This is a genomic window from Petralouisia muris (assembly GCF_004793545.1).
Classification (GTDB): Bacteria; Bacillota; Clostridia; order Lachnospirales; family Lachnospiraceae; genus Petralouisia; species Petralouisia muris.
Window position 1 is genome coordinate 82,299 of record NZ_SRYA01000002.1, and the last position, 18,823, is coordinate 101,121.

An 18,823-nucleotide genomic window follows, 5' to 3' on the forward strand; every position below is an offset into this window, starting at 1 on the left:
TATGCCTGTGAATGAAAAAGAAATCAATTGCAATCTGTTTGATCAGCTTTCTTTGTTGGAAGAAATTGAAGAAATTGCAGAAGAAGAAAATGCAGTAAAGACGTTAAAGATGATTGCAAAGAAAAAGAGACAGGTGGAAAGAAAATTATACCAGTCACCGCCGTTAGGGAAAGAAGAATAAGAGAATAGAAAAAGAGGCTGTCGGAAAATGACAGTCTTTTTTTGTCACATTTCCTATTCTTCCGATGGAATTTTTAAAACAGTACCCAAAATGAGTGGGTTCCAATACAGTGATTTGAAGAAAAATTACGATATAATTTATTTACATGGAGGGAATGGCAATGATAAGCCAATATCACAAAAGGGCTTCTACATTTTGCAGAGCAGGGAAATTTGGCAGCTGAAAAGCCTTGACGCAGGAACAGGCTATTCATTTTTCTGGAAAATAAAGAGCTTGCTTGCCAGGTAGTTCAGAATAATTACCAGTACGTTGGATAAAATTTTTATCAGCATATCATTTTGATGCAGCAGATCTACGAAGAACGCCATCATTGCCAGATCCAGGATTCCGGTAGCCAGGCGGCAGGAAACAAAGGCCAGCCCTTCACGAAAAATACCGGCATTTCAACAGCGGCGGCAGAAACCAGGAATTTCCATATCAGCTTTGTATAAATTTTTATAGAATTTTCGATACTATGATTAAGAAATTATGCGAAAATTCTATAGAATGGAGAAAAATATGGAAGAGAATTTAAAACAGCAAGATAAGAACCAGGGGGAAAATGAAGAAATCAAGGAAATGGGACAGCTTACCTTAGAGCAGGGAAAGGATCGCCACAAGATCCATCTGTTGTCCATTATCGGAGAGATTGAGGGACACGAGAGTCTTTCTCCCAATACTAAGACCACCAAATATGAACACGTATTGCCCAAACTGGCTTCCATTGAAGACGATGACAGTATAGACGGCGTTATGGTAATTATCAATACGGTGGGCGGGGATGTGGAATCCGGTCTGGCTATTGCAGAAATGCTTTCATCCCTGAGCAAACCCACTGTTTCCCTTGTATTGGGGGGAAGCCATTCCATTGGGGTGCCCTTGGCAGTTTCCACAGATTATTCTTATATTGTTCCTACAGGCACAATGGTGATCCATCCGGTTCGTCTAAACGGACTGGTCATCGGTGCGCCTCAGACTTATGATTATTTTCAGCAGATGCAGGATCGGATAACCGGATTTGTTGCCAGCCATTGCTTTGCCAGCCAGGAGCAATTGGAAAAAATGATGATGAATACCAGTATGCTGACGAAGGATCTGGGTACGATTTTGGTAGGCAGCCAGGCAGTGTCTGAGGGGATTATCAATGAAGTGGGAGGCATTGATGAAGCCATGAAGAAACTGCATCAGATGATTGAGGAAGGAAGAGGGCAAAACAGCGAAGAAGCATAGGACAATCCTTCTTCATATGCGGAAATTTTTGCACAGGATCAAGATAATTTCCGAAACCAGTTGAGTTTTTAGCGGTTATGAGGTATATTATTAGTAAGAGGAGCAATAAGTGACAAGTAAAGGACAGGTGACGCGTATGAAGAAATATATGAGATGTTCTCTGGAGGTAGAAGCGGTAAAATATGAACTTGGCAAGGGCCTGGAAGACGGATTTATGCCATGGACTTCTGTGATAACTACTGGTTGGATTAAGTCGGATAATCTTATTCAAATTACCCGTGAGGACGGCGTAGTGGTTTGTCCCTTTGTTCAGAACCGCAGGGGACTTACGTTTCTTCGGGAAGACGACTATATTATCGTGGAGAAGGATATGGAGCGGCATGTGTGCGGGAAGGATAAATTTTCCAAACGTTTTCAGCCAGTGGAAGAATAAGGAGATTGCCTGTTGAATTTTAATTGAAAAACATCTTTAATGGGATTTCGGAACGGAACAGTTCCTAAGTATATAAGATTTTGAAAATTCCATTCAGGATGTTTTTTTAATTAATGGAGGCGGATGGAAAAGAAGGCGGAATGATATGGAAAGTTCTGTTTCTGTGTATGAAAGCCGGAAAAACTTTCTCAGACATAGGAGGTACATAAATGTCATTGCAGTTGATTTTTGGAGGTTCCGGCAGCGGAAAATCAGACTATGTATACCGGAGGCTGTTGGAGCAGTCAAAAATAGAAAAGGATAAGACATTTTTTGTCTTAGTGCCGGAGCAGTTTACCATGCAGACCCAGAGGGAGCTGGTAAGGCGGCAGGAAAACCACAGTATTATGAATGTGGATGTGGTCAGCTTTCCCAGGCTTGCATACCGGGTTTTTGACGAGCTGGGTATGGGAAAGCTCAGCATCTTAGAGGAAACAGGTAAGAATCTTCTGCTGCGCCGGGTGGCGGAGGAGCAGCAAGAGAATCTGAAGCTTTTGAAAGCCAGTATGAAAAAAACTGGATATATCAGTGAGGTAAAATCTGTAATTTCTGAACTGACGCAGTACCGGATTCTGCCTGGGCAGCTGGACGCCTTTATTCAGGATGAAGAGCAGTCGCCGCTGTTTCGCCATAAGATTCAGGATATTCAGACGATGTATCAGGGATTTTTGGATTATCTGGAAGGAAAATATATTACGGCAGAGGATCTTTTAGAAGTTCTGGCGCAGACGGCGGACCGTTCCCAGATTCTGAAGGGTTCTGTCATTGTGCTGGATGGATTTACCGGATTTACCCCAGTGCAGTATTATCTTTTGGAAACGCTTTTAAGGCTTACTGATGAGATTGTGGTGACGGTGACGCTGGATGAACGAGAAAACCCCTATCAATGCCAGGGGATTCAGGAGCTTTTTTATATGAGTAAAAAGACCATTGGAACGCTGCTGAGTCTGGCGGAGCGCAATCATATTGAAGTAAAGGAGCCATATTGGGTGCGCCATACAAAAAACAGCCGGTTTGCAGCTTCCCCTGCACTGCTGTGGCTGGAGCGGAATTTGTTCCGCTTTCGGCCCAAGCCCTATTTGGTTTCCCCTGCTGCCCAGCATAGGGAAGCAGAGAAAGTCAGCCTTTCTGCTGAGACGGCGGGAAACCATCAGGATATCCGGTTCTTTTCCCTGTTAAACCCCAGGCAGGAGCTTCATTTCATTGGCAGAGAAATCAAGCGGCTGGTACGGGAGGAGCATTACCGTTACAAAGACATTGCTATTGTATGCGGAGATGTGGAGTTGTATGGAAATTATGCAAATGAGATATTTGACGCTTATCAGATTCCCTTGTTTTTGGACGCCAGAAAAAATATTGTGTTCCATCCCATGACAGAATTTATCAGGCAGTCCCTTCTGCTGCTGGAGCAGGATTTTTCCTATGAAACAGTGCTGGGTTATCTTAGGTGCGGCCTGTCAGGATGGGACAGGGAACAGGTGGATTTACTGGAGAATTACCTTCTGGCAGAAGGAATTCGGGGATTTAAGAAATGGCAGGAGCCTTGGGTGCGAAGAGGCTGCGTACAGTCTCAGGAAGAACTGGATCGGATCAATGAGCTGCGGGAGCAGTTTGCGGAACAGTTTGCGCCTCTGCGGGAAAGTTTTCAGAAGGAGAAGGGGAGTTATCATACAGTGCTGGAGGAATCCAGGGCTTTTTATCTTCTGATGTATCAATTGAATGTGGAAGGCCAGTTAAAAGAATATGAAGAGCAGTTCAGCCAGGAGGGAGAGAACGCTCTGGCCAAAGAATATGCCCAGATTTATAAAATTGTGATGGATTTGCTGGATAAGATGGTAGAGCTTCTGGGAGAAGAGCGGATGGGCGTTCGGGAATACAGGGAGATTTTGGAAGCGGGCCTGGAGGCCGCTGCTGTGGGGATTATACCTCCGGGATATGATCGGGTGGTATTTGGTGATATAGAAAGAACCAGGCTTTCCGATGTCAAAGTTCTGTTTTTTGTGGGCGTGAATGATGGGCTGATTCCCAAAGCGTCCCAGCATGGGGGAATTATTTCTCAGTCTGATCGGGAGTGGTTTGCTTCCCACGGCATGGAGCTTGCGCCGACGGACAGAGAGCGGAGTTTTATCCAGAAATTCTATCTGTATCTGAATCTGACCAAGCCTTCGGAAAAATTATATATAACCTGGTTTCGGGTCAGCCAGGATGGAAAGGAAGCCAGGAAATCTTATTTAATCAGCGCCATGTTTAAAATGTTTCCGGATATTCTGCCGGTGCGGGTGGAAGAAGCTTTGGGCATGGAGCAGATTGTAACGCCCAAAAGCAGCCTGAAATTTTTGGTGGAGGGCCTGAAAGCGGCCCAAAAAGGAATGATGTATCCCGAGTGGAAGGGGCTGTGCCGCTGGTATCTGTCTGAGGAGCTGTGGAAAGAGAAGGCGTCCCGGTTTTTGGAAGCGGCGTTTTATCAGTATCATGCGGCGCCTGTGGGGGCCAAGGTAGTTCGCGCCTTGTACGGTAAGGTGCTGGAAAACAGTGTGACCCGCTTAGAGCAGTTCAGCGCCTGCGCCTTCGGGCATTTTCTCCAGTATGGGCTGAAGCTGGAGGAACGGAGTCTGGGAGAATTTGCGCCGGTGGATATGGGGAATATGTTTCACGAGGCATTGGAGCGTTATTCCAATCACATGGAGGAAGAGGGCTACCATTGGTTTGATGTGCCGGAGGAAGTAAAAGAAAGGCTGATTCAGCAGGCAGTGGAGGAAACGCTGGGGTCAGGCCTTGGCAGCATGCTGTTTCAGGAGGCCAGAACTGCCTACCTTTTGGAACGGATGAAGCGGATTTTAAGGCGTACCATTGAGGCCATCACAGAGCAGATTCAGACCAGCCATTTTACGCCGGAGGGATATGAGATTTCCTTTTCTTTTGTGGAGAATCTGGAAGCGGTGAATTTTGTGTTAAGCGAAGAGGAACGAATGCGCCTCAGAGGCAGAATTGACCGGATAGACGCCAGAAAAGAGGGAAATCAGGTCTATGTGAAGGTGATTGATTATAAATCAGGAAACCGGGAATTTCAGTTGTTGTCGTTGTATCACGGATTGCAGCTTCAGCTTGTAGTTTATCTGAATTCCGCCATGGAGCTTATGAAACGGAAATACCCGGACAAAGAAGTGCTTCCCGGCGGCATGTATTATTACCATCTGGACGATCCGGTGGTGGAAGGAAACTCCGCCAGTACGGATGCAGAAATCCAGGAAAAAATATTGGAGGAACTGAAGCTGAAGGGAATTGCCGGGGAAGGGGAAGATTCAAGCGTCAGCAAAAAATCAAAAAAAGCCGGGACAGAGGAATTTCAGATTCTCTCCCGCTATGTCAGCCACAAAATCCGTGATATCGGAAGGAAAATTTTTGATGGGGAAATCGGCGCAGAACCTTATCAGCTGGGAGACAATACCGGCTGCGATTATTGTCCCTACCATGGCGTCTGCGGATTTGATCCATCCTCCCCAGGCTGGAATTACCGGAAGCTGGAGAATATCAGGGATGAAGCAGAGATTTTGGAAAAAATGCGAAAGGAGCTGTAGGAGACGTGGAAAAGCAGTGGACCAAAGAACAACAGCAGGTCATTGAACTTGAGAACAGGAATCTCCTGGTGTCTGCAGCGGCGGGAAGCGGAAAGACCGCAGTGTTAGTGGAGCGGATTATCCGGAAAATTACGGATGTCAGCCGTCCGGTGGATATTGACAGGCTTTTGATTGTGACTTTTACCAATGCGGCGGCTGCGGAAATGCGGGAACGTATCGGCCTTGCCATAGAAAAGGCTTTGGAGCGGCAGCCGGAACACAGCCATTTGCAGAAGCAGCAGACTTTGCTGCATAATGCGCAGATTACCACCATACATAGTTTTTGTCTCTATGTGATACGCAATTTTTTCCACCGGATTGAGCTTGATCCTGATTTTCGGGTGGCAGAGGAAGGGGAATTGAAACTGCTGAAAAGCGATGTGCTGGATCAGGTTTTAGAGGAATATTACAAAGAAGCAAAGCCGGAATTCCTTGCCCTTTCAGAAACCATTGCCACTGGAAAAAATGATCTTCCTCTGAAAGAAACGGTGCTGAAATTATTTGAGTTTGCCATGAGTTATCCCTGGGTGGAGGAGTGGTTAGAGGACTGTAAAAGGCCTTTTCAGGCAAAAAACATGGAAGAGTTTGAAAGCCTTCCTTTGGCAGAAGAATTGCTGTCTTACTTCAACAGTATTGCCGGCCAGTGGGCTTTGCAGATGAAAATCTGCAGAAATCTCAGCCGGGAAGAAGACGGGCCTCTGATGTATGAAGAGCTTTTGACAAAAGAAGCCCAGGCCATGGAAAGCATTGCAAAGTGCCGAAGTTATTCCCAGTACTATGAGAAAATTCGTGGATTTTCCTTTGGACGGCTGCCGGCTGCCAGGAAATTTGACGGAGATCCGGCCAAAAAGGAACGGGTGCAGAAGCTGCGGAATGAAGTAAAAAATTCCGTCAAAAAAATTACAGAACAGTTCTTTTTCCAGAGCCCGGAGCAGATGCTTTGGGATATGAAAAAAAATCGGCCGTCTGTGGATATGCTCATCCAAGTGACCCTTTCTTTTATGCAGAAGTTTGCAGAGAAGAAACGGGAAAAAAATATGATGGATTTTAATGATTTAGAGCATTTCGCTTTGAAGATTCTGGTGGAGGATACGGCTGGAAAGCCCTCAAAAACAGCTTTAGAGCTGAGAAAAAATTATGCGGAAATCATGGTGGATGAATATCAGGATTCCAACTATGTGCAGGAGACAATTTTAAAGGCTGTTTCCAAGGAGTCAGAGGAAATTTTCAACATTTTTATGGTAGGAGATGTGAAACAGAGTATTTACCGGTTCCGAATGGCAAGGCCGGAGCTTTTTATGGAAAAATACCATACCTATACCCGGGAGGAAAGTAACTGTCAGAGAATTGATCTGCATATGAATTTCCGCAGCAGGCCAGAGGTGCTGCAGAGAGTGAATGATATTTTTTATCGGATTATGAAAGAGGATATTGGAAATATTACTTATGATAAGGAAGCGGCTCTTTATCCGGGCGCAGTGTTTCCGGAAGGGGAACCGGGAATGTTTGAGCCGAAGCTTCTGGTCATTGAGCCGGAGGAAGAGAATAAGGATCTGAAAGTCCAGGAGCTGGAGGCAAAAGCCGTAGGGCTTGAAATCCAAAAGCTGATGCAGACACAGCAGGTTACTGCGCAAATGCCCCAAAAGGATCATCCGGGAACGCTTCGGCCGGTTCGTTATTCCGATATGGTGATTCTTCTCCGTTCTATGACTGGCTGGGCAGATGCGTTTGTAAAAGTTCTCGGCGAAATGGGAATTCCTGCAAGGGCTGCTGCCGGAACAGGATATTTTTCGGCGGTTGAAGTGCAGACGGCATTGAACTTGCTGCGGATTCTGGATAATCCAAGACAGGATATTCCTATGGCTTCTGTGCTGGCTTCCCCCATTGTGGGGCTTGAGGGAGAGGAGTTGGCAGTGATACGGACTTCCTGTCCCGATGGCAAATTCTACCAGGCGGTTATGGAATACGCCAAAACCAGAGCCGGAGAGGAACAGTATACAAAAGGAATATCGGAAAGCAAGCTGCAGAAAAAATTAAGAGAATTTTTGTGCTTTGTGGAAAAGTTCCGGAAAAAGATCAGCTATACACCGATTCATGAACTGCTCTGCCAGGCATTGGAAGAAACCGGGTATCAGGCTTATGTATCTGCTCTGCCGGGAGGAGAAATCCGGCAGGCAAATCTGGAAATGCTGATAGAAAAAGCGATTGCTTATGAAAATACCAGTTACCGGGGGCTGTTTCATTTTATCCGTTATATGGAACAATTGCAGAAGTATGATGTGGATTTTCCCCTTGCAGAGGGAGAGGAAGCAGAAGATGCAGTGCGGATTATGAGTATCCACAAAAGCAAGGGGCTGGAATTTCCAGTGGTATTTGTGTCAGGTCTTGGAAAAATGTTCAATGCCCAGGATATCAGGGAACGAGTAGTGCTGCATCCGGGGCTTGGCATTGGCATGGATGTGGTGGATCTGGAACGCCGCCTGCGGACGCCGGGGCTTACCAGACAGTTTTTAGCCAGAAAAGTAACCATGGAAAACATTGGGGAAGAGCTGCGTGTGCTTTATGTGGCGTTAACCAGGGCAAAAGAAAAACTGGTATTGACGGGAGTGCTGAAAAAGGCCGAAGAAAAGCTGGAAACTTTGCAGGCCATTCCCACAGAAGACGGTTTTCTTACGTTTTTAAGCCGCCTGAACAGCAATACCTTTCTGCAGTTTTTACTGCTGGCGGCAAGCAGTATGAAGGATAACCTGCCGGTTACGCTGATAAAGCAGAGGGAGCTTGAGGAGCTGGAAGTTCAGGAGGCCGTTCAGGAAGGGCTAACCAGAATTCAGCTGCTTGCCGGATTAAAGGAGGCCCAGCCGGAATGGGAGAAACGGATTGAGGAACGTTTCTCCTATGAATATCCATATGAAAATGAGGTGACGATGCAGACGAAGGCGTCGGTATCGGAAATCAAGCACCGGGCAATGGAGCGGTTTCTTGAGGGAGAAACTGTGTTGTCAGTTCCGATTACAGGAATGCAGCAGGAGGATTTTCAGCGATATATTCCTGCATTTATGGAAGGCGTGCAGGAAGAGAATCTTGGAGCAAAACGGGGAACTGCCATGCACCGTGTTCTGGAATGCTATGATTTTACCAGGCCCTTGGAAACATTGCAGGGGCAGCTTCAGGAAATGGAAGAACAAAAACAGATGGAACGGGAGCTTCTGGATCTCATTTCTATTCCTGCATTGGAAAAATTTCTGGGAACAGATTTGGGAATACGGATGCAGGAGGCGGCAAAGCAGGGGAAATTATATCGGGAGAAACCTTTTGTGATGGGGAAGCCTGCCAGTGAAGTGTTAGAGGACAGCGACAGTGAGGAAATGATATTAATTCAGGGAATTATTGACGTGTTTTTTGAAGAACCGGACGGAATCGTACTGCTGGATTATAAAACAGACCAGGTGAAAGCCGCCTGGGAGCTTGCGGGCCTTTACCGTGCCCAGCTGGGATTGTACCAGGAAGCCATTGAACGTTCTGTTGGAAAGAAGGTAAAGGAACGGCTGCTGTATTCCTTCTGCTTGGGAGAAGTGGTTCCTGTGTAAAATTTTCTATTAAGGAAGAGAAAGGAAGGATAATTTTGATTTATGATAATAAGCGAGTGAAAATCGGCGAAAGGACTATTCTTTTGCGCAGCGCCAGGGAAGAGGACGCAGAAGCGCTGCTGTCCTATATGAAAATCATTTATGGGGAAACGCCGTATCTGATCCGTGAGCCGGGGGAAGTTACTCTTACCCTGGAACAGGAAAAGAATTTTATCAGGGAAAGGGAAGAGTCAGCCCGGGACCTGCTGCTGCTGGCCTTTGAAAATGGGGCGCATATTGGCAACTGCTCTGTCTCAGGTCTTGGCAATTTTTCCCGCTATGCTCACAGGTGCGATGTGGCCATTGCGCTGTATCAGAAATACTGCGGCAGCGGAATTGGCAGAAAAATGATGGAGGAAGCGTTATTTGCAGCCCGTAATATGGGTTACGAGCAGGCAGAGCTGGAGGTGGCGGCTAGCAATCTGCGTGCCATCCGGCTGTATGAGAGTCTTGGGTTTCAAAAGTATGGGACCTTTCCGAATAATATGAAATATAAGGATGGCGCCTATGAGGATGCTGATTGGATGATGAAGAAGCTGGTACAGTGATTCTTGTAGTGACGGAAAAATAGCAGGAGGCTGCTGTAAATGAAGAAAAGTTTTAATGTGACAGGATTGTGTATATCGGAAAAACATTATATGGTGGATTTGACGGACCGAATCAGCCAGATTCGGAAAATGGTGGATGCCGGAGATTATTTTACCATAAACTGTGCCCGCCAGTATGGAAAAACAACCACATTGACTGCATTGGCAAAAGCGCTGGATCAGGATTACCTTGTAGTAAGTCTTGATTTTCAGGTTCAGGGAAGTGCAGCGTTTCAAAATGAGAATGCGTTTTCTCTTGCATTCCTGAAAATTTTCCTGAGGGAAATGAAAAGGCAGGAAAACAAAATAATTGGTATGGAAGAGCTGATTGCAGAAATGCAGGAGGCATTTCAGAGAAGAGATGGAAGATTTGACTTGCTGGCGCTGTTTGAATATCTTTTGTCAGTTTGTGGAGATTCTGAAAAAGCGCTTGTGCTTATGATCGATGAAGTAGACAGCGCGTCGACTCATCAAGTGTTTTTAGATTTCCTTGCTCAGCTGCGGAGCTATTATCTGGAGCGGGACACGAAGGGAACAAAGACCTTTCATTCTGTGATTCTTGCAGGAGTATATGATGTGAAAAACCTGAAAAGGAAATTGCGTTCTGAGGATGAACATAAGAGAACCAGCCCATGGAACATTGCAGCAGATTTTGATGTAGAGATGAGCCTGTCGGAACAGGGAATTGCAGGAATGCTTCGGGAATATGAGGAAGAATGCCATACAGGAATGGATATAGAGGAATTGGCAGGGCTGTTGTATCATTATACCTCCGGTTATCCATATCTGGTATCCAGATTGTGTAAATTGATGGATGAAAAGATATGTTCCACTGATATTTGGAAACAGTCTTCAGACAGGGGCAAAGCTTCAGCGGCTGTGGCAGAAAAATATTCAACAGAGATTTCCGGGCATTCTCAGAATGTGTGGACGAAAAATAGTTTTTTGGAAGCTGTGCGGATGCTGCTTTCCGAAAATAACATGTTGTTTGAATCTTTGATTGGCAAGCTGTCGGACTATCCCGAATTAAACCGAATGCTGAGAGAACTTCTGTTTTTGGGAAAGAGCATTACTTATAGTCCTACCAATCCAGCAATTAATCTGGCAAGTATGTTTGGCTTTATAAAAAATGAGAGCGGAAAAGCTGTGCCGGCAAACCGTATTTTTGATACTTTGCTATATAACCATTTTCTTTCGGAAGATGAGATACACTCTTTGGAAATCTATAAGGCGTCTCTTCAGGATAAGAGGAAATGAATATAATACCCGCGGCGAAAATCAGTTGGCAGGATATTTGGCTGATTATGGGCTGGATCAGGGATATATGCTCAGCTTTTGTTTTAATAAAAAAAAGCAAATAGGCGTTCATGAAGTTATTGCAAAAGGCAAAGTGATTATTGAAGCAGTCGTATAGACCACAGAAAGGCGGTAAACGTGAAAAAAGTAATGATTTTTGATTTTGATTATACATTAGGAGATTCCACAAAAGGAATCATTGCAAGCATTAATTTTGCATTGGAAAAAATGAACCTGAAACCTGCGCCAGAGGACCGCATTGTGAAGACTGTCGGCCTGTCTTTGGAAGAAATTTATGAAGTTCTTACCGGCAGGAGCGACAGTGGGGAAATGGAAACCTTTAAACAGTATTTTCGGGAAAAAGCTGATGAAGTGATGGTAAATAATACCAAACTCTACGGCGGGATAAAAGAAATGCTGGAGCAGGTACATAGCAAAGGGCGTAAGACTGCCATCGTTACAACCAAGTACCACTATCGAATTAAGCAGATTCTTGCAGCTCATCAGATGGAGCATTTGATTGACTCTATTATCGGGGTGGAGGATGTAAAAAAACCAAAACCCGATCCGGAAGGAGTCTGGAACATCAAAGAGCAGTTTGGGGTTTCTTTGGAGGATATTCTGTATGTGGGAGACAGCCTTGTAGACGCTAAAACAGCTCAGGGAGCAGGCGTAGATTTCATTGCAGTTTTGACAGGAACCACTGTCGCAGAAGATTTTCAGGAATATCCGTATTTGAAAATATTAAACAGCGCGGCGGAGCTTGGCAGTCAAAAAGAGGCGATGCTGTGAAAAAACAGCTTTCCGTTATCGCTTTAAGAAAATGAAAGGAACAGGTGAGTGTCATTGAAATACAGATTAATTCTTGCTTCCGCATCTCCCAGGCGGAAAGAGCTTCTGACGCAGATTGGCGCAGAATTTGAAATAATTCCGGCAGTGGGGGAAGAAGTGATTGTCAGTGCAAAGCCAAAACAGGCAGTGCTGGATTTATCCCGCCAGAAAGCAGAAGAAGTGGCCCGAAAGTTTTATCAGGAAGCCGGAAATATTGTGATACTGGCAGCGGATACAATTGTGGCTTTTGACGGAGAAATACTGGGGAAACCCAAAGATCCGGAAGATGCAAAAAGGATGCTGGGAATGCTTAGCGGCCGGGAACACAGCGTATTTACCGGAGTGACAATGGTTGTAAAAGCTTCTGGTTCTGAAAAAATAATTTCTTTGTATGAAGAAACGAAAGTTTTTATGTATCCCATGACAGAGAAGCAGATTCAAGCTTACATAGAAACGGGAGAACCCATGGATAAAGCGGGAGCTTACGGGATTCAGGGAAAATGCGCCGTTTATATTGAAAAGATTGTGGGAGACTATAATAACGTGGTAGGACTTCCAGTGGCGGCAATTTTTCAGAAATTGGAAAAATCAGGCATTGAAATTTTGTGAGATTCATACTATCATAGAAGCAGCAGGAGGGAATAATATGAATGAGTATGATGAAATTTGTCTGGAATATTTTTTAAAGCATCAACTACAGTTATTTGATGAAAAAGTAGTCAGGAATCCTGAAGAAGCGGAGGAATTTCTGGAAGACTGCATGGCGGTGATATGTGGGAATATCCGTGAAGTGCGGGAGTATTTCGAAGAGGAAGGGGCTGACATTGCCCAGATGAGTGATGAAGATCTGGAAGATGCATCTGAAGTATTTGCACTGCCGGACGGAAGATATCTGGTGGTAGAAGCCTAGGAAAGAGAAAACGCCACGGAGAGTTTCTGGTGATGGAAGCAAAGACAGGAGAAAACTATGAGTAACTATGACGTAATTATTGTAGGAGCAGGTCCTTCCGGGATATTCTGCGCCTACGAGCTGATTCATAAAAATCCGGATCTTCGGGTATTAATGTTGGAGAAGGGAAGAAGAATTGAAGAACGTCAGTGTCCCAAGCGGAAAACGAAAGTCTGTGTGGGATGCAGGCCCTGCTCCATTACCACAGGATTTGCGGGAGCAGGCGCTTTTTCCGATGGAAAGCTGTCTCTGTCCCCGGATGTGGGAGGGAATCTGCCGGAGATTTTAGGCTATGAAAAGGCGGTGGAATTGATTCAGGAATCCGATGAGATTTATCTGAAATTCGGTGCAGACGACAGTGTATATGGATTGGGAAAAGAGAAAGAAATCCGGGAAATTAGGAGAAAAGCCATCAACGCCAATCTGAAATTAGTAGAGTGTCCCATCCGGCATCTTGGCACAGAGGAAGGCTACAAGATTTATATGCGGCTTCAGGAGCATTTACTGGAGCAGGGCATAGAGATGAAGTTTAAAACCATGGTGGAAAATATCATTGTGGAAGACGGCAGGGCCAAAGGCGTGATTACAGATCAGGGCGAGACATTTTACGGAGATGAAATTGTCTGCGCCATCGGACGGGAAGGCGCTGACTGGTTCAGCCATGTATGCAAGGAGCAGGGAATAGAAACCTTGGTAGGGACTGTGGATATCGGAGTCCGCGTAGAGGTTCGGGATGAAGTGATGGAATTTCTGAATCAGAATCTTTATGAGGCGAAATTGATTTATCACACGCCTACTTTTGATGATAAGGTAAGGACTTTCTGCACCAATCCTTCCGGCGAGGTGGCGGCGGAATATTATGACAACGGCCTTGCAGTAGTCAACGGACACGCCTATAAGTCCAGTGAATTGAAAACCAGCAATACCAATTTTGCCCTGCTGGTTTCCAAGAATTTTACCAAGCCTTTCAAGACGCCTATCGAATACGGCAAGCAAATTGCTCAGCTTTCGAATATGCTTTGTGACGGCAAGATTCTGGTGCAGACCTTCGGTGATTTCCGGAGAGGAAGGCGCACTACGGAAGAGCGCCTTTGCAGGAACAATTTGATTCCCACCTTGAAGGATGCGGTGCCGGGGGATTTATCCCTGGTATTTCCCCACCGGATTATGGTGGATATTGAGGAGATGATTCTGGCTCTGGATAAAGTGACGCCGGGAATTGCCAGCGATGAAACGCTGCTGTATGGGGTGGAAGTGAAATTTTATTCCAATAAAGTAGTGGTAAATAAAGAGTTTGAGACAAATATTGCAGGACTGAGGGCTATTGGAGACGGAGCTTCCGTCACCAGAGGGCTTCAGCAGGCGTCGGCCAATGGGTTAAGCGCAGCCCGCAGTATTTTAACGAAAATGAATTAACAGGTGAGATACAAATGAAAAAATATATCAAATATACAGTGACAGCGGTAGTATGCAGTTTGTTTTTTCTATGTCTGGCGGGATGTAAACTGGGGAAGACTCAGGTGACTGTCAGCGCCGGATTCAGTGAAAATGATGTATTTAAAATCAAAGATGAAGTCTGCACTCTGCCGGAAGCCAGGGTGGTTTTGACAAATTATCAGAATATGTACGCTACGATGTACGGAATTGAATTGTGGAAGCATGAATTTGGCAATCATGATCTGGAGGAATATGTGAAGGATCTGACGATTTCCAGACTGGCTCAGATTATGTCCATGGATTTTCTGGCGGCAGAAAATGATATTGAATTGTCAAAGGAAGAGAAGGAGAAAATCAAAGAGGCGGCAAGGGAATATTATGAATCGCTGAATGAAACTGAGCGGGAATATATGCATGTCAAGCAGGGAGACATTGAAATTCTCTATAAACGCTACGGCCTTGCAAATAAGCTGTACACGTATCTGACCCAGGGGGTGGATGACGAGGTCAGCGATGATGAAGCACGGATTATGGAAGCCCAGCAGATTTTTGTCACAGACAAGGAAAAGGCAAAGAATGTCCAGAATCAGCTGAAGGAAGATGCAGATTTTCTCTCTGTGGCCAATATTTACAATGAGGCTCCTGAGATCGAGGTAACCTTCGGCAGAAATGATGTGCCGCCGGAAGTGGAAGAGGTGGCCTTTGCACTGGAAAATGATCAGGTCAGCAAGAGAATCAAGACGGAGAAGGGCTATTATTTCTTTAAGTGCATCAACCATTACAATCAGGAGAAAACAGACGACAATAAATCCGTCATTTTGGAAAACCGCAGGAAAGAAGCCTTTGATGACGTATATACGGAATTTCTGGATACCCTTTCCTCAGAGTTTAATGAAGAGGTCTGGGATAAAGTAAAAGTGGAAATCAACAAGGAAGTGAAAACAGACAGTTTTTTTGATGTATATGAGAAATATTGTACCTGGTAACGTCATAAGAAGATAATGCCCCGCTGCCTAAGCGTTCTGGAAGAAACCGGATGCAGGCAGCGGGGCAGTTTATTTCGCCTCTTTGCAGGAAAATAAGAACAGTCCTAAGGGGCGGGAAGCAGTTTTCTATTGGATATCTGCAAGGAGCATCATAATCTTATTGCTTCTTGCCACAAATTTACTCATGGCGTCGGTAGGCAATGGGTGATTGCTCAGCATGGCAAGGTCATACAGCTGTTCACAGAATACCGGAACATGTTGGGAATCCTTATGCTCTAAAATGTATTTCACAAGGATATTGTTGGCGTTTAGGATGAGGGTTTGATCTCCGCCGAACATAGAAGGATCCATTCCTGCCATACCGTACATTTTCATCATATCCTGCATCCGGCGCCCTTCTTCGGAGAGCGTGATGACAGAAGAAATATCTGCATTTTTTAATTTTTCTACAGATACCTTCAGGTTCTCATTGCCCAGGGCTTTACGGAAGGTTTCTGTCAAGGCGTCTTTTGCTTCTTTCAATTCTTCTTCTGAAACTTCTTCTTTCAGTGATTCCGTCAGATCAGCGTCAATGCGGACAAATTTAATTTTCTCATTTCTGCGCTCTAACTGGGTGATGAAAGAGGTATCAATGTTGTGGTCTAAAATAACGGCGTCCATGCCCTGTTCTTTGAACATATTGATATACTGTCCCTGCTGCTGAACGTCGGTGACATAGTATACTGGTTTGCGGGTGTCTTTTTCTTCTGCAGCTTCTTCAGAGGTATCTTCACTGTTGGAAGCTTCTTCCTGTTGGGAAGCGTCAGCGCTTTCAGAAGCATCTGTATTCTCAGCAGCGTTGCCGCTTTTTTCTTCTTCTGTTTTCAGACATTCCGGAAGCGTGAGATATTTGTCATCCAGGTTTTTAAACAGAATGTAATCGTTCATTTTGTCGCAGAATTTCTCATCCTTTAAGCAGCCGAATTTGATAAAGGGGCTGATATCGTCCCAGTATTTTTCATAGGCTTCTTTGTCGGTTTTGCACATGCCGCTTAATTTGTCTGCCACTTTTTTGGTGATGTAATCAGAGATTTTCTGGACAAAACCATCGTTTTGCAGCGCGCTTCTGGATACATTCAGCGGCAAATCCGGACAGTCAATGACTCCTTTTAACAGCATCAAAAATTCCGGGATTACTTCCTTGATGTTGTCAGCGATAAATACCTGATTGTTGTATAATTTGATAATTCCCTCTATGGAATCGTATTCTGTATTGATTTTGGGGAAGTACAGGATTCCTTTCAGGTTAAAGGGATAATCCATGTTCAGATGAATCCAGAACAGGGGCTCCTTGTAATCCTGGAACACTTTCCGGTAAAAGGTTTTGTACTCCTCGTCGGTACAGTCATTGGGATGTTTGGTCCAGAGGGGATGGGTATCGTTTAAGGCAACCGGACGTTTGATGATTTTGGCTTTTTCCGTTCTGGGAGATACCTCTACCTGTTCCTTGGTTCCGTCTTCCTTTTCTTTTTCTTCAAATTTTGCTTCTTCAATGATGGTTTCGACAACAGTGTCTTTCTCTGTTACTTCCTCTGCAGGAATTGTCTCGTACTCAGTTTCTGCATTTTCTTTGTTCAGGAAAATTGGGGTAGGCATGAAGGAGCAGTATTTCTCAATGACCTCCCTTGCCCGGTATTCGTTGGCAAATTCCAGACAGTCTTCATTCAGGTATAATGTGATTTCTGTTCCCACGGTTGCTTTGGAACCGTCCGTCATGTCGAATTCGGTGCCGCCGTCACATTCCCAATGGACAGGAACAGCGTCTTTCTGGTAGGAGAGAGAGTCGATATGCACTTCATCCGCCACCATGAATGCAGAATAGAAGCCCAGTCCGAAATGACCGATGATTTGTTCCTCGCTGGCCTTGTCCTTATATTTTTCCAGAAAATCCGTAGCGCCGGAAAATGCAATCTGGTTGATGTATTCTTCCACTTCCTCTGCAGTCATTCCCAGGCCGTTGTCAATGAATTTCAGTGTTTTTTCTTCCGGATTTACCAGGATCTGAATCTTGGGCTCAAAGTCCTGGGGCAGTTCATATTCTCCCATCAAATCCAGCTTCTTTAACTTGGTAATGGCGTCGCATCCGTTGGAGATTAATTCACGGTAGAAAATGTCATGGTCGGAATACAGCCATTTTTTTATAATGGGGAAAATATTGTCGCTGTTAATGGAAAGGTTTCCATGCTTGTTGCTCATAATGATTACACTCCTTTATATTTAATCTGGTTGCTTCATTCTATAGAAGATTGTAAGCCTCATTTTTTTAAAAGTCAATAGATATTTAGCACTCTTCTTACCTGAGTGCTAACAAAACACGAAAAAGCCAGTAAAATCAAGGGGTTGGATAATTATTAAAAGTTTATAAACTGACGGATAGGAGGGCGGGCTTCTGTTGTATCAGGTTACAGCATTTCCGTAAAAGAAATTCTTCGAATGCCGAATTCCTCTGCCAGCTTCTTGGTAGTTTCTTCAAATCCGGATTTGGAAAATACATAATAATATTTTTCAGGATAGGAAAACAACGTTCCGCATTCTACTAAAGTCATTAAAACATCTGCACCGACTTTCCCATTTTTCCATTTGCATTCTCCCAGAAGAATTCGGTTTTCCCCAATGGCGGCAATGTCAATTTCTTCCTGACGTTTTTGAGCTGGATTAGATCCCCACCATCTGCCCAGCGTTCCAAAAGGAAATGGAAGAGTGGGATAGATGTCCGGCCGATAGAGATATTGCCGGCAGATATCTTCAAAAATGCTGCCCATAAAATCGCTGAGCTGCGGCTTGATATAGTTTTCATAGAGAAATGTTCCGGCATTCATGGAAATGGTTGTAATATTTGGACGTACAAAGCGATACCAGAACAGAAACATGCTGTCTTCCAAGTGGTAAATGGTTTTTCTGCTGTTCTCTTTCTCTGTCACAGGGCATTCCTTTTTTATAATTCCCAGTTGGGGTTCAAATCCATTTAATAATTCTCTGGACTCAAAAAAGGTGAAGGGTTTGAGTTTAAACTGTGCTGTTCTTCTGCCGTATAAGGGGCTTTTGTAACCAAGCACCTGATGTTCCATAAAGCTCATAGAAGAGCCGCATAAAATCAGGAACAGATTGGTGTTTTTCCAGCAAGCGTTAATGTGTTTCTGTAACAGGGATGAGATTGCCGGATAGGATGCAGCCAGATAGGGATATTCGTCAGTGGCAAAAATAATTTTTCTTTTTGGCACAGCAGGTCGATGTCTTCCAGAAGAACTTCAAAGTCCTGATATACGGCATTCTGTTCCGTTACCTGCATCATGGCGCCAGAAAGTCCCATGAGATTTTCTTTCATGGTTTCCTCTATGGCGATATAGGAAATTGCTGATTTTTTTTGATAAATTCTGCAATCAGAGTAGTTTTCCCTACCCTTCGCCTTCCGTAAATTACTGCAAATTGGAACGAATCCTCCTGGTACATAAGTTCTAACTTTTTTCTTTCCTTCTGCCGGCCTGCAAACATGGTTTTCCTCCAAATTAATTTAGGGAAAGAAACAATTCGCA

At 44.6% G+C, this 18,823-nt stretch carries 19 protein-coding genes; 14 read left to right on the forward strand and 5 right to left on the reverse strand.

Annotated elements, in window-relative coordinates:
- Position 1 precedes the first annotated feature (1 nt).
- The gene (locus E5329_RS01520) at positions 2 to 181 is read left to right on the forward strand and encodes a hypothetical protein (protein ID WP_135987820.1); all 180 of its coding nucleotides are present in this window, start codon (positions 2 to 4) and stop codon (positions 179 to 181) included.
- A 245-nt stretch (positions 182 to 426) separates the two neighbouring features.
- Here E5329_RS01520 and E5329_RS32485 read toward each other — a convergent pair whose 3' ends face one another.
- Positions 427 to 552 carry a GtrA domain-containing protein gene (locus E5329_RS32485; RefSeq protein WP_275442907.1) on the reverse strand — a complete coding sequence of 42 codons (126 nt, stop codon included), beginning with the start codon at positions 550 to 552 and terminating at the stop codon, positions 427 to 429.
- Here E5329_RS32485 and E5329_RS30340 point away from each other — a divergent pair.
- The 13 genes from E5329_RS30340 to E5329_RS01580 all read left to right on the forward strand — a co-directional run bounded on the left by E5329_RS30340 (position 523) and on the right by E5329_RS01580 (position 15,251).
- Entirely contained in the window at positions 523 to 672 is a 150-nt protein-coding gene (locus tag E5329_RS30340) for a hypothetical protein (RefSeq protein WP_275442918.1), read from the forward strand. The two genes, E5329_RS32485 and E5329_RS30340, sit on opposite strands and share 30 nt — an antisense overlap.
- Positions 673 to 739: 67 nt before the next feature.
- The gene (locus tag E5329_RS01530) at positions 740 to 1,450 is read left to right on the forward strand and encodes a ClpP family protease (RefSeq protein ID WP_135987821.1); all 711 of its coding nucleotides are present in this window, start codon (positions 740 to 742) and stop codon (positions 1,448 to 1,450) included.
- Positions 1,451 to 1,559: 109 nt separating this feature from the next.
- A complete protein-coding gene (locus E5329_RS01535) occupies positions 1,560 to 1,883 on the forward strand; it encodes a hypothetical protein (protein WP_275442908.1) in 324 nt (107 codons plus the stop codon).
- Between the two features lie 209 nt (positions 1,884 to 2,092).
- Complete coding sequence (locus tag E5329_RS01540) at positions 2,093 to 5,500, forward strand: PD-(D/E)XK nuclease family protein (protein WP_135987822.1); 3,408 nt, start codon at positions 2,093 to 2,095, stop codon at positions 5,498 to 5,500.
- A gap of 5 nt (positions 5,501 to 5,505) precedes the next feature.
- On the forward strand, positions 5,506 to 9,126 hold the full coding sequence (gene addA / locus E5329_RS01545) for a helicase-exonuclease AddAB subunit AddA (RefSeq protein ID WP_135987823.1): 3,621 nt from the start codon (positions 5,506 to 5,508) through the stop codon (positions 9,124 to 9,126).
- 35 nt (positions 9,127 to 9,161) lie between these two features.
- On the forward strand, positions 9,162 to 9,713 hold the full coding sequence (locus E5329_RS01550) for a GNAT family N-acetyltransferase (RefSeq protein WP_135987824.1): 552 nt from the start codon (positions 9,162 to 9,164) through the stop codon (positions 9,711 to 9,713).
- A 39-nt stretch (positions 9,714 to 9,752) separates the two neighbouring features.
- Positions 9,753 to 11,009 (forward strand): AAA-like domain-containing protein, encoded by a 1,257-nt coding sequence (locus E5329_RS01555; protein WP_330571881.1) that lies wholly within the window; start codon positions 9,753 to 9,755, stop codon positions 11,007 to 11,009.
- 25 nt (positions 11,010 to 11,034) lie between these two features.
- A complete protein-coding gene (locus E5329_RS31475; protein WP_330571882.1) occupies positions 11,035 to 11,166 on the forward strand; it encodes a hypothetical protein in 132 nt (43 codons plus the stop codon).
- 20 nt (positions 11,167 to 11,186) lie between these two features.
- Positions 11,187 to 11,840, forward strand: coding sequence for an HAD family hydrolase (locus tag E5329_RS01560; RefSeq protein WP_135987825.1), 654 nt, complete (start codon positions 11,187 to 11,189; stop codon positions 11,838 to 11,840).
- A gap of 54 nt (positions 11,841 to 11,894) precedes the next feature.
- The gene (locus E5329_RS01565; RefSeq protein WP_135987826.1) at positions 11,895 to 12,488 is read left to right on the forward strand and encodes a Maf family protein; all 594 of its coding nucleotides are present in this window, start codon (positions 11,895 to 11,897) and stop codon (positions 12,486 to 12,488) included.
- 37 nt (positions 12,489 to 12,525) lie between these two features.
- Positions 12,526 to 12,789, forward strand: coding sequence for a glyoxalase (locus tag E5329_RS01570; protein ID WP_135987827.1), 264 nt, complete (start codon positions 12,526 to 12,528; stop codon positions 12,787 to 12,789).
- Between the two features lie 57 nt (positions 12,790 to 12,846).
- A complete protein-coding gene (locus E5329_RS01575; RefSeq protein ID WP_135987828.1) occupies positions 12,847 to 14,244 on the forward strand; it encodes an NAD(P)/FAD-dependent oxidoreductase in 1,398 nt (465 codons plus the stop codon).
- Positions 14,245 to 14,258: 14 nt separating this feature from the next.
- Positions 14,259 to 15,251: a peptidylprolyl isomerase gene (locus tag E5329_RS01580; RefSeq protein WP_135987829.1), complete on the forward strand. Its 993-nt coding sequence runs from the start codon at positions 14,259 to 14,261 to the stop codon at positions 15,249 to 15,251.
- 126 nt (positions 15,252 to 15,377) lie between these two features.
- Here E5329_RS01580 and htpG read toward each other — a convergent pair whose 3' ends face one another.
- The 4 genes from htpG to E5329_RS32490 all read right to left on the reverse strand — a co-directional run bounded on the left by htpG (position 15,378) and on the right by E5329_RS32490 (position 18,782).
- Positions 15,378 to 17,486, reverse strand: a complete 2,109-nt coding sequence (gene htpG / locus E5329_RS01585; RefSeq protein ID WP_135987830.1) for a molecular chaperone HtpG — start codon at positions 17,484 to 17,486, stop codon at positions 15,378 to 15,380.
- Between the two features lie 206 nt (positions 17,487 to 17,692).
- Positions 17,693 to 18,367 carry a DUF234 domain-containing protein gene (locus E5329_RS01590; protein WP_135987831.1) on the reverse strand — a complete coding sequence of 225 codons (675 nt, stop codon included), beginning with the start codon at positions 18,365 to 18,367 and terminating at the stop codon, positions 17,693 to 17,695.
- 17 nt (positions 18,368 to 18,384) lie between these two features.
- Entirely contained in the window at positions 18,385 to 18,615 is a 231-nt protein-coding gene (locus E5329_RS30345) for a hypothetical protein (RefSeq protein ID WP_275442909.1), read from the reverse strand.
- Between the two features lie 8 nt (positions 18,616 to 18,623).
- Positions 18,624 to 18,782: an ATP-binding protein gene (locus tag E5329_RS32490; protein WP_408634636.1), complete on the reverse strand. Its 159-nt coding sequence runs from the start codon at positions 18,780 to 18,782 to the stop codon at positions 18,624 to 18,626.
- Positions 18,783 to 18,823 lie beyond the last annotated feature (41 nt).

What these genes read in the sequence shown, in the direction of transcription:
- E5329_RS01580 (WP_135987829.1), top strand. Translation starts at nt 14,259, where the DNA reads ATGAAAAAATATATCAAATATACAGTGACAGCGGTAGTATGCAGTTTG.
- E5329_RS32485 (WP_275442907.1), bottom strand. Translation starts at nt 552, where the DNA reads ATGATGGCGTTCTTCGTAGATCTGCTGCATCAAAATGATATGCTGATA.
- E5329_RS32490 (WP_408634636.1), bottom strand. Translation starts at nt 18,782, where the DNA reads ATGTTTGCAGGCCGGCAGAAGGAAAGAAAAAAGTTAGAACTTATGTAC.
- E5329_RS30340 (WP_275442918.1), top strand. Translation starts at nt 523, where the DNA reads ATGCAGCAGATCTACGAAGAACGCCATCATTGCCAGATCCAGGATTCC.
- E5329_RS01570 (WP_135987827.1), top strand. Translation starts at nt 12,526, where the DNA reads ATGAATGAGTATGATGAAATTTGTCTGGAATATTTTTTAAAGCATCAA.
- E5329_RS30345 (WP_275442909.1), bottom strand. Translation starts at nt 18,615, where the DNA reads ATGAAAGAAAATCTCATGGGACTTTCTGGCGCCATGATGCAGGTAACG.
- E5329_RS01530 (WP_135987821.1), top strand. Translation starts at nt 740, where the DNA reads ATGGAAGAGAATTTAAAACAGCAAGATAAGAACCAGGGGGAAAATGAA.
- E5329_RS01555 (WP_330571881.1), top strand. Translation starts at nt 9,753, where the DNA reads ATGAAGAAAAGTTTTAATGTGACAGGATTGTGTATATCGGAAAAACAT.
- htpG (WP_135987830.1), bottom strand. Translation starts at nt 17,486, where the DNA reads ATGAGCAACAAGCATGGAAACCTTTCCATTAACAGCGACAATATTTTC.
- E5329_RS01540 (WP_135987822.1), top strand. Translation starts at nt 2,093, where the DNA reads ATGTCATTGCAGTTGATTTTTGGAGGTTCCGGCAGCGGAAAATCAGAC.
- E5329_RS01575 (WP_135987828.1), top strand. Translation starts at nt 12,847, where the DNA reads ATGAGTAACTATGACGTAATTATTGTAGGAGCAGGTCCTTCCGGGATA.
- E5329_RS01590 (WP_135987831.1), bottom strand. Translation starts at nt 18,367, where the DNA reads ATGAGCTTTATGGAACATCAGGTGCTTGGTTACAAAAGCCCCTTATAC.
- E5329_RS01520 (WP_135987820.1), top strand. Translation starts at nt 2, where the DNA reads ATGCCTGTGAATGAAAAAGAAATCAATTGCAATCTGTTTGATCAGCTT.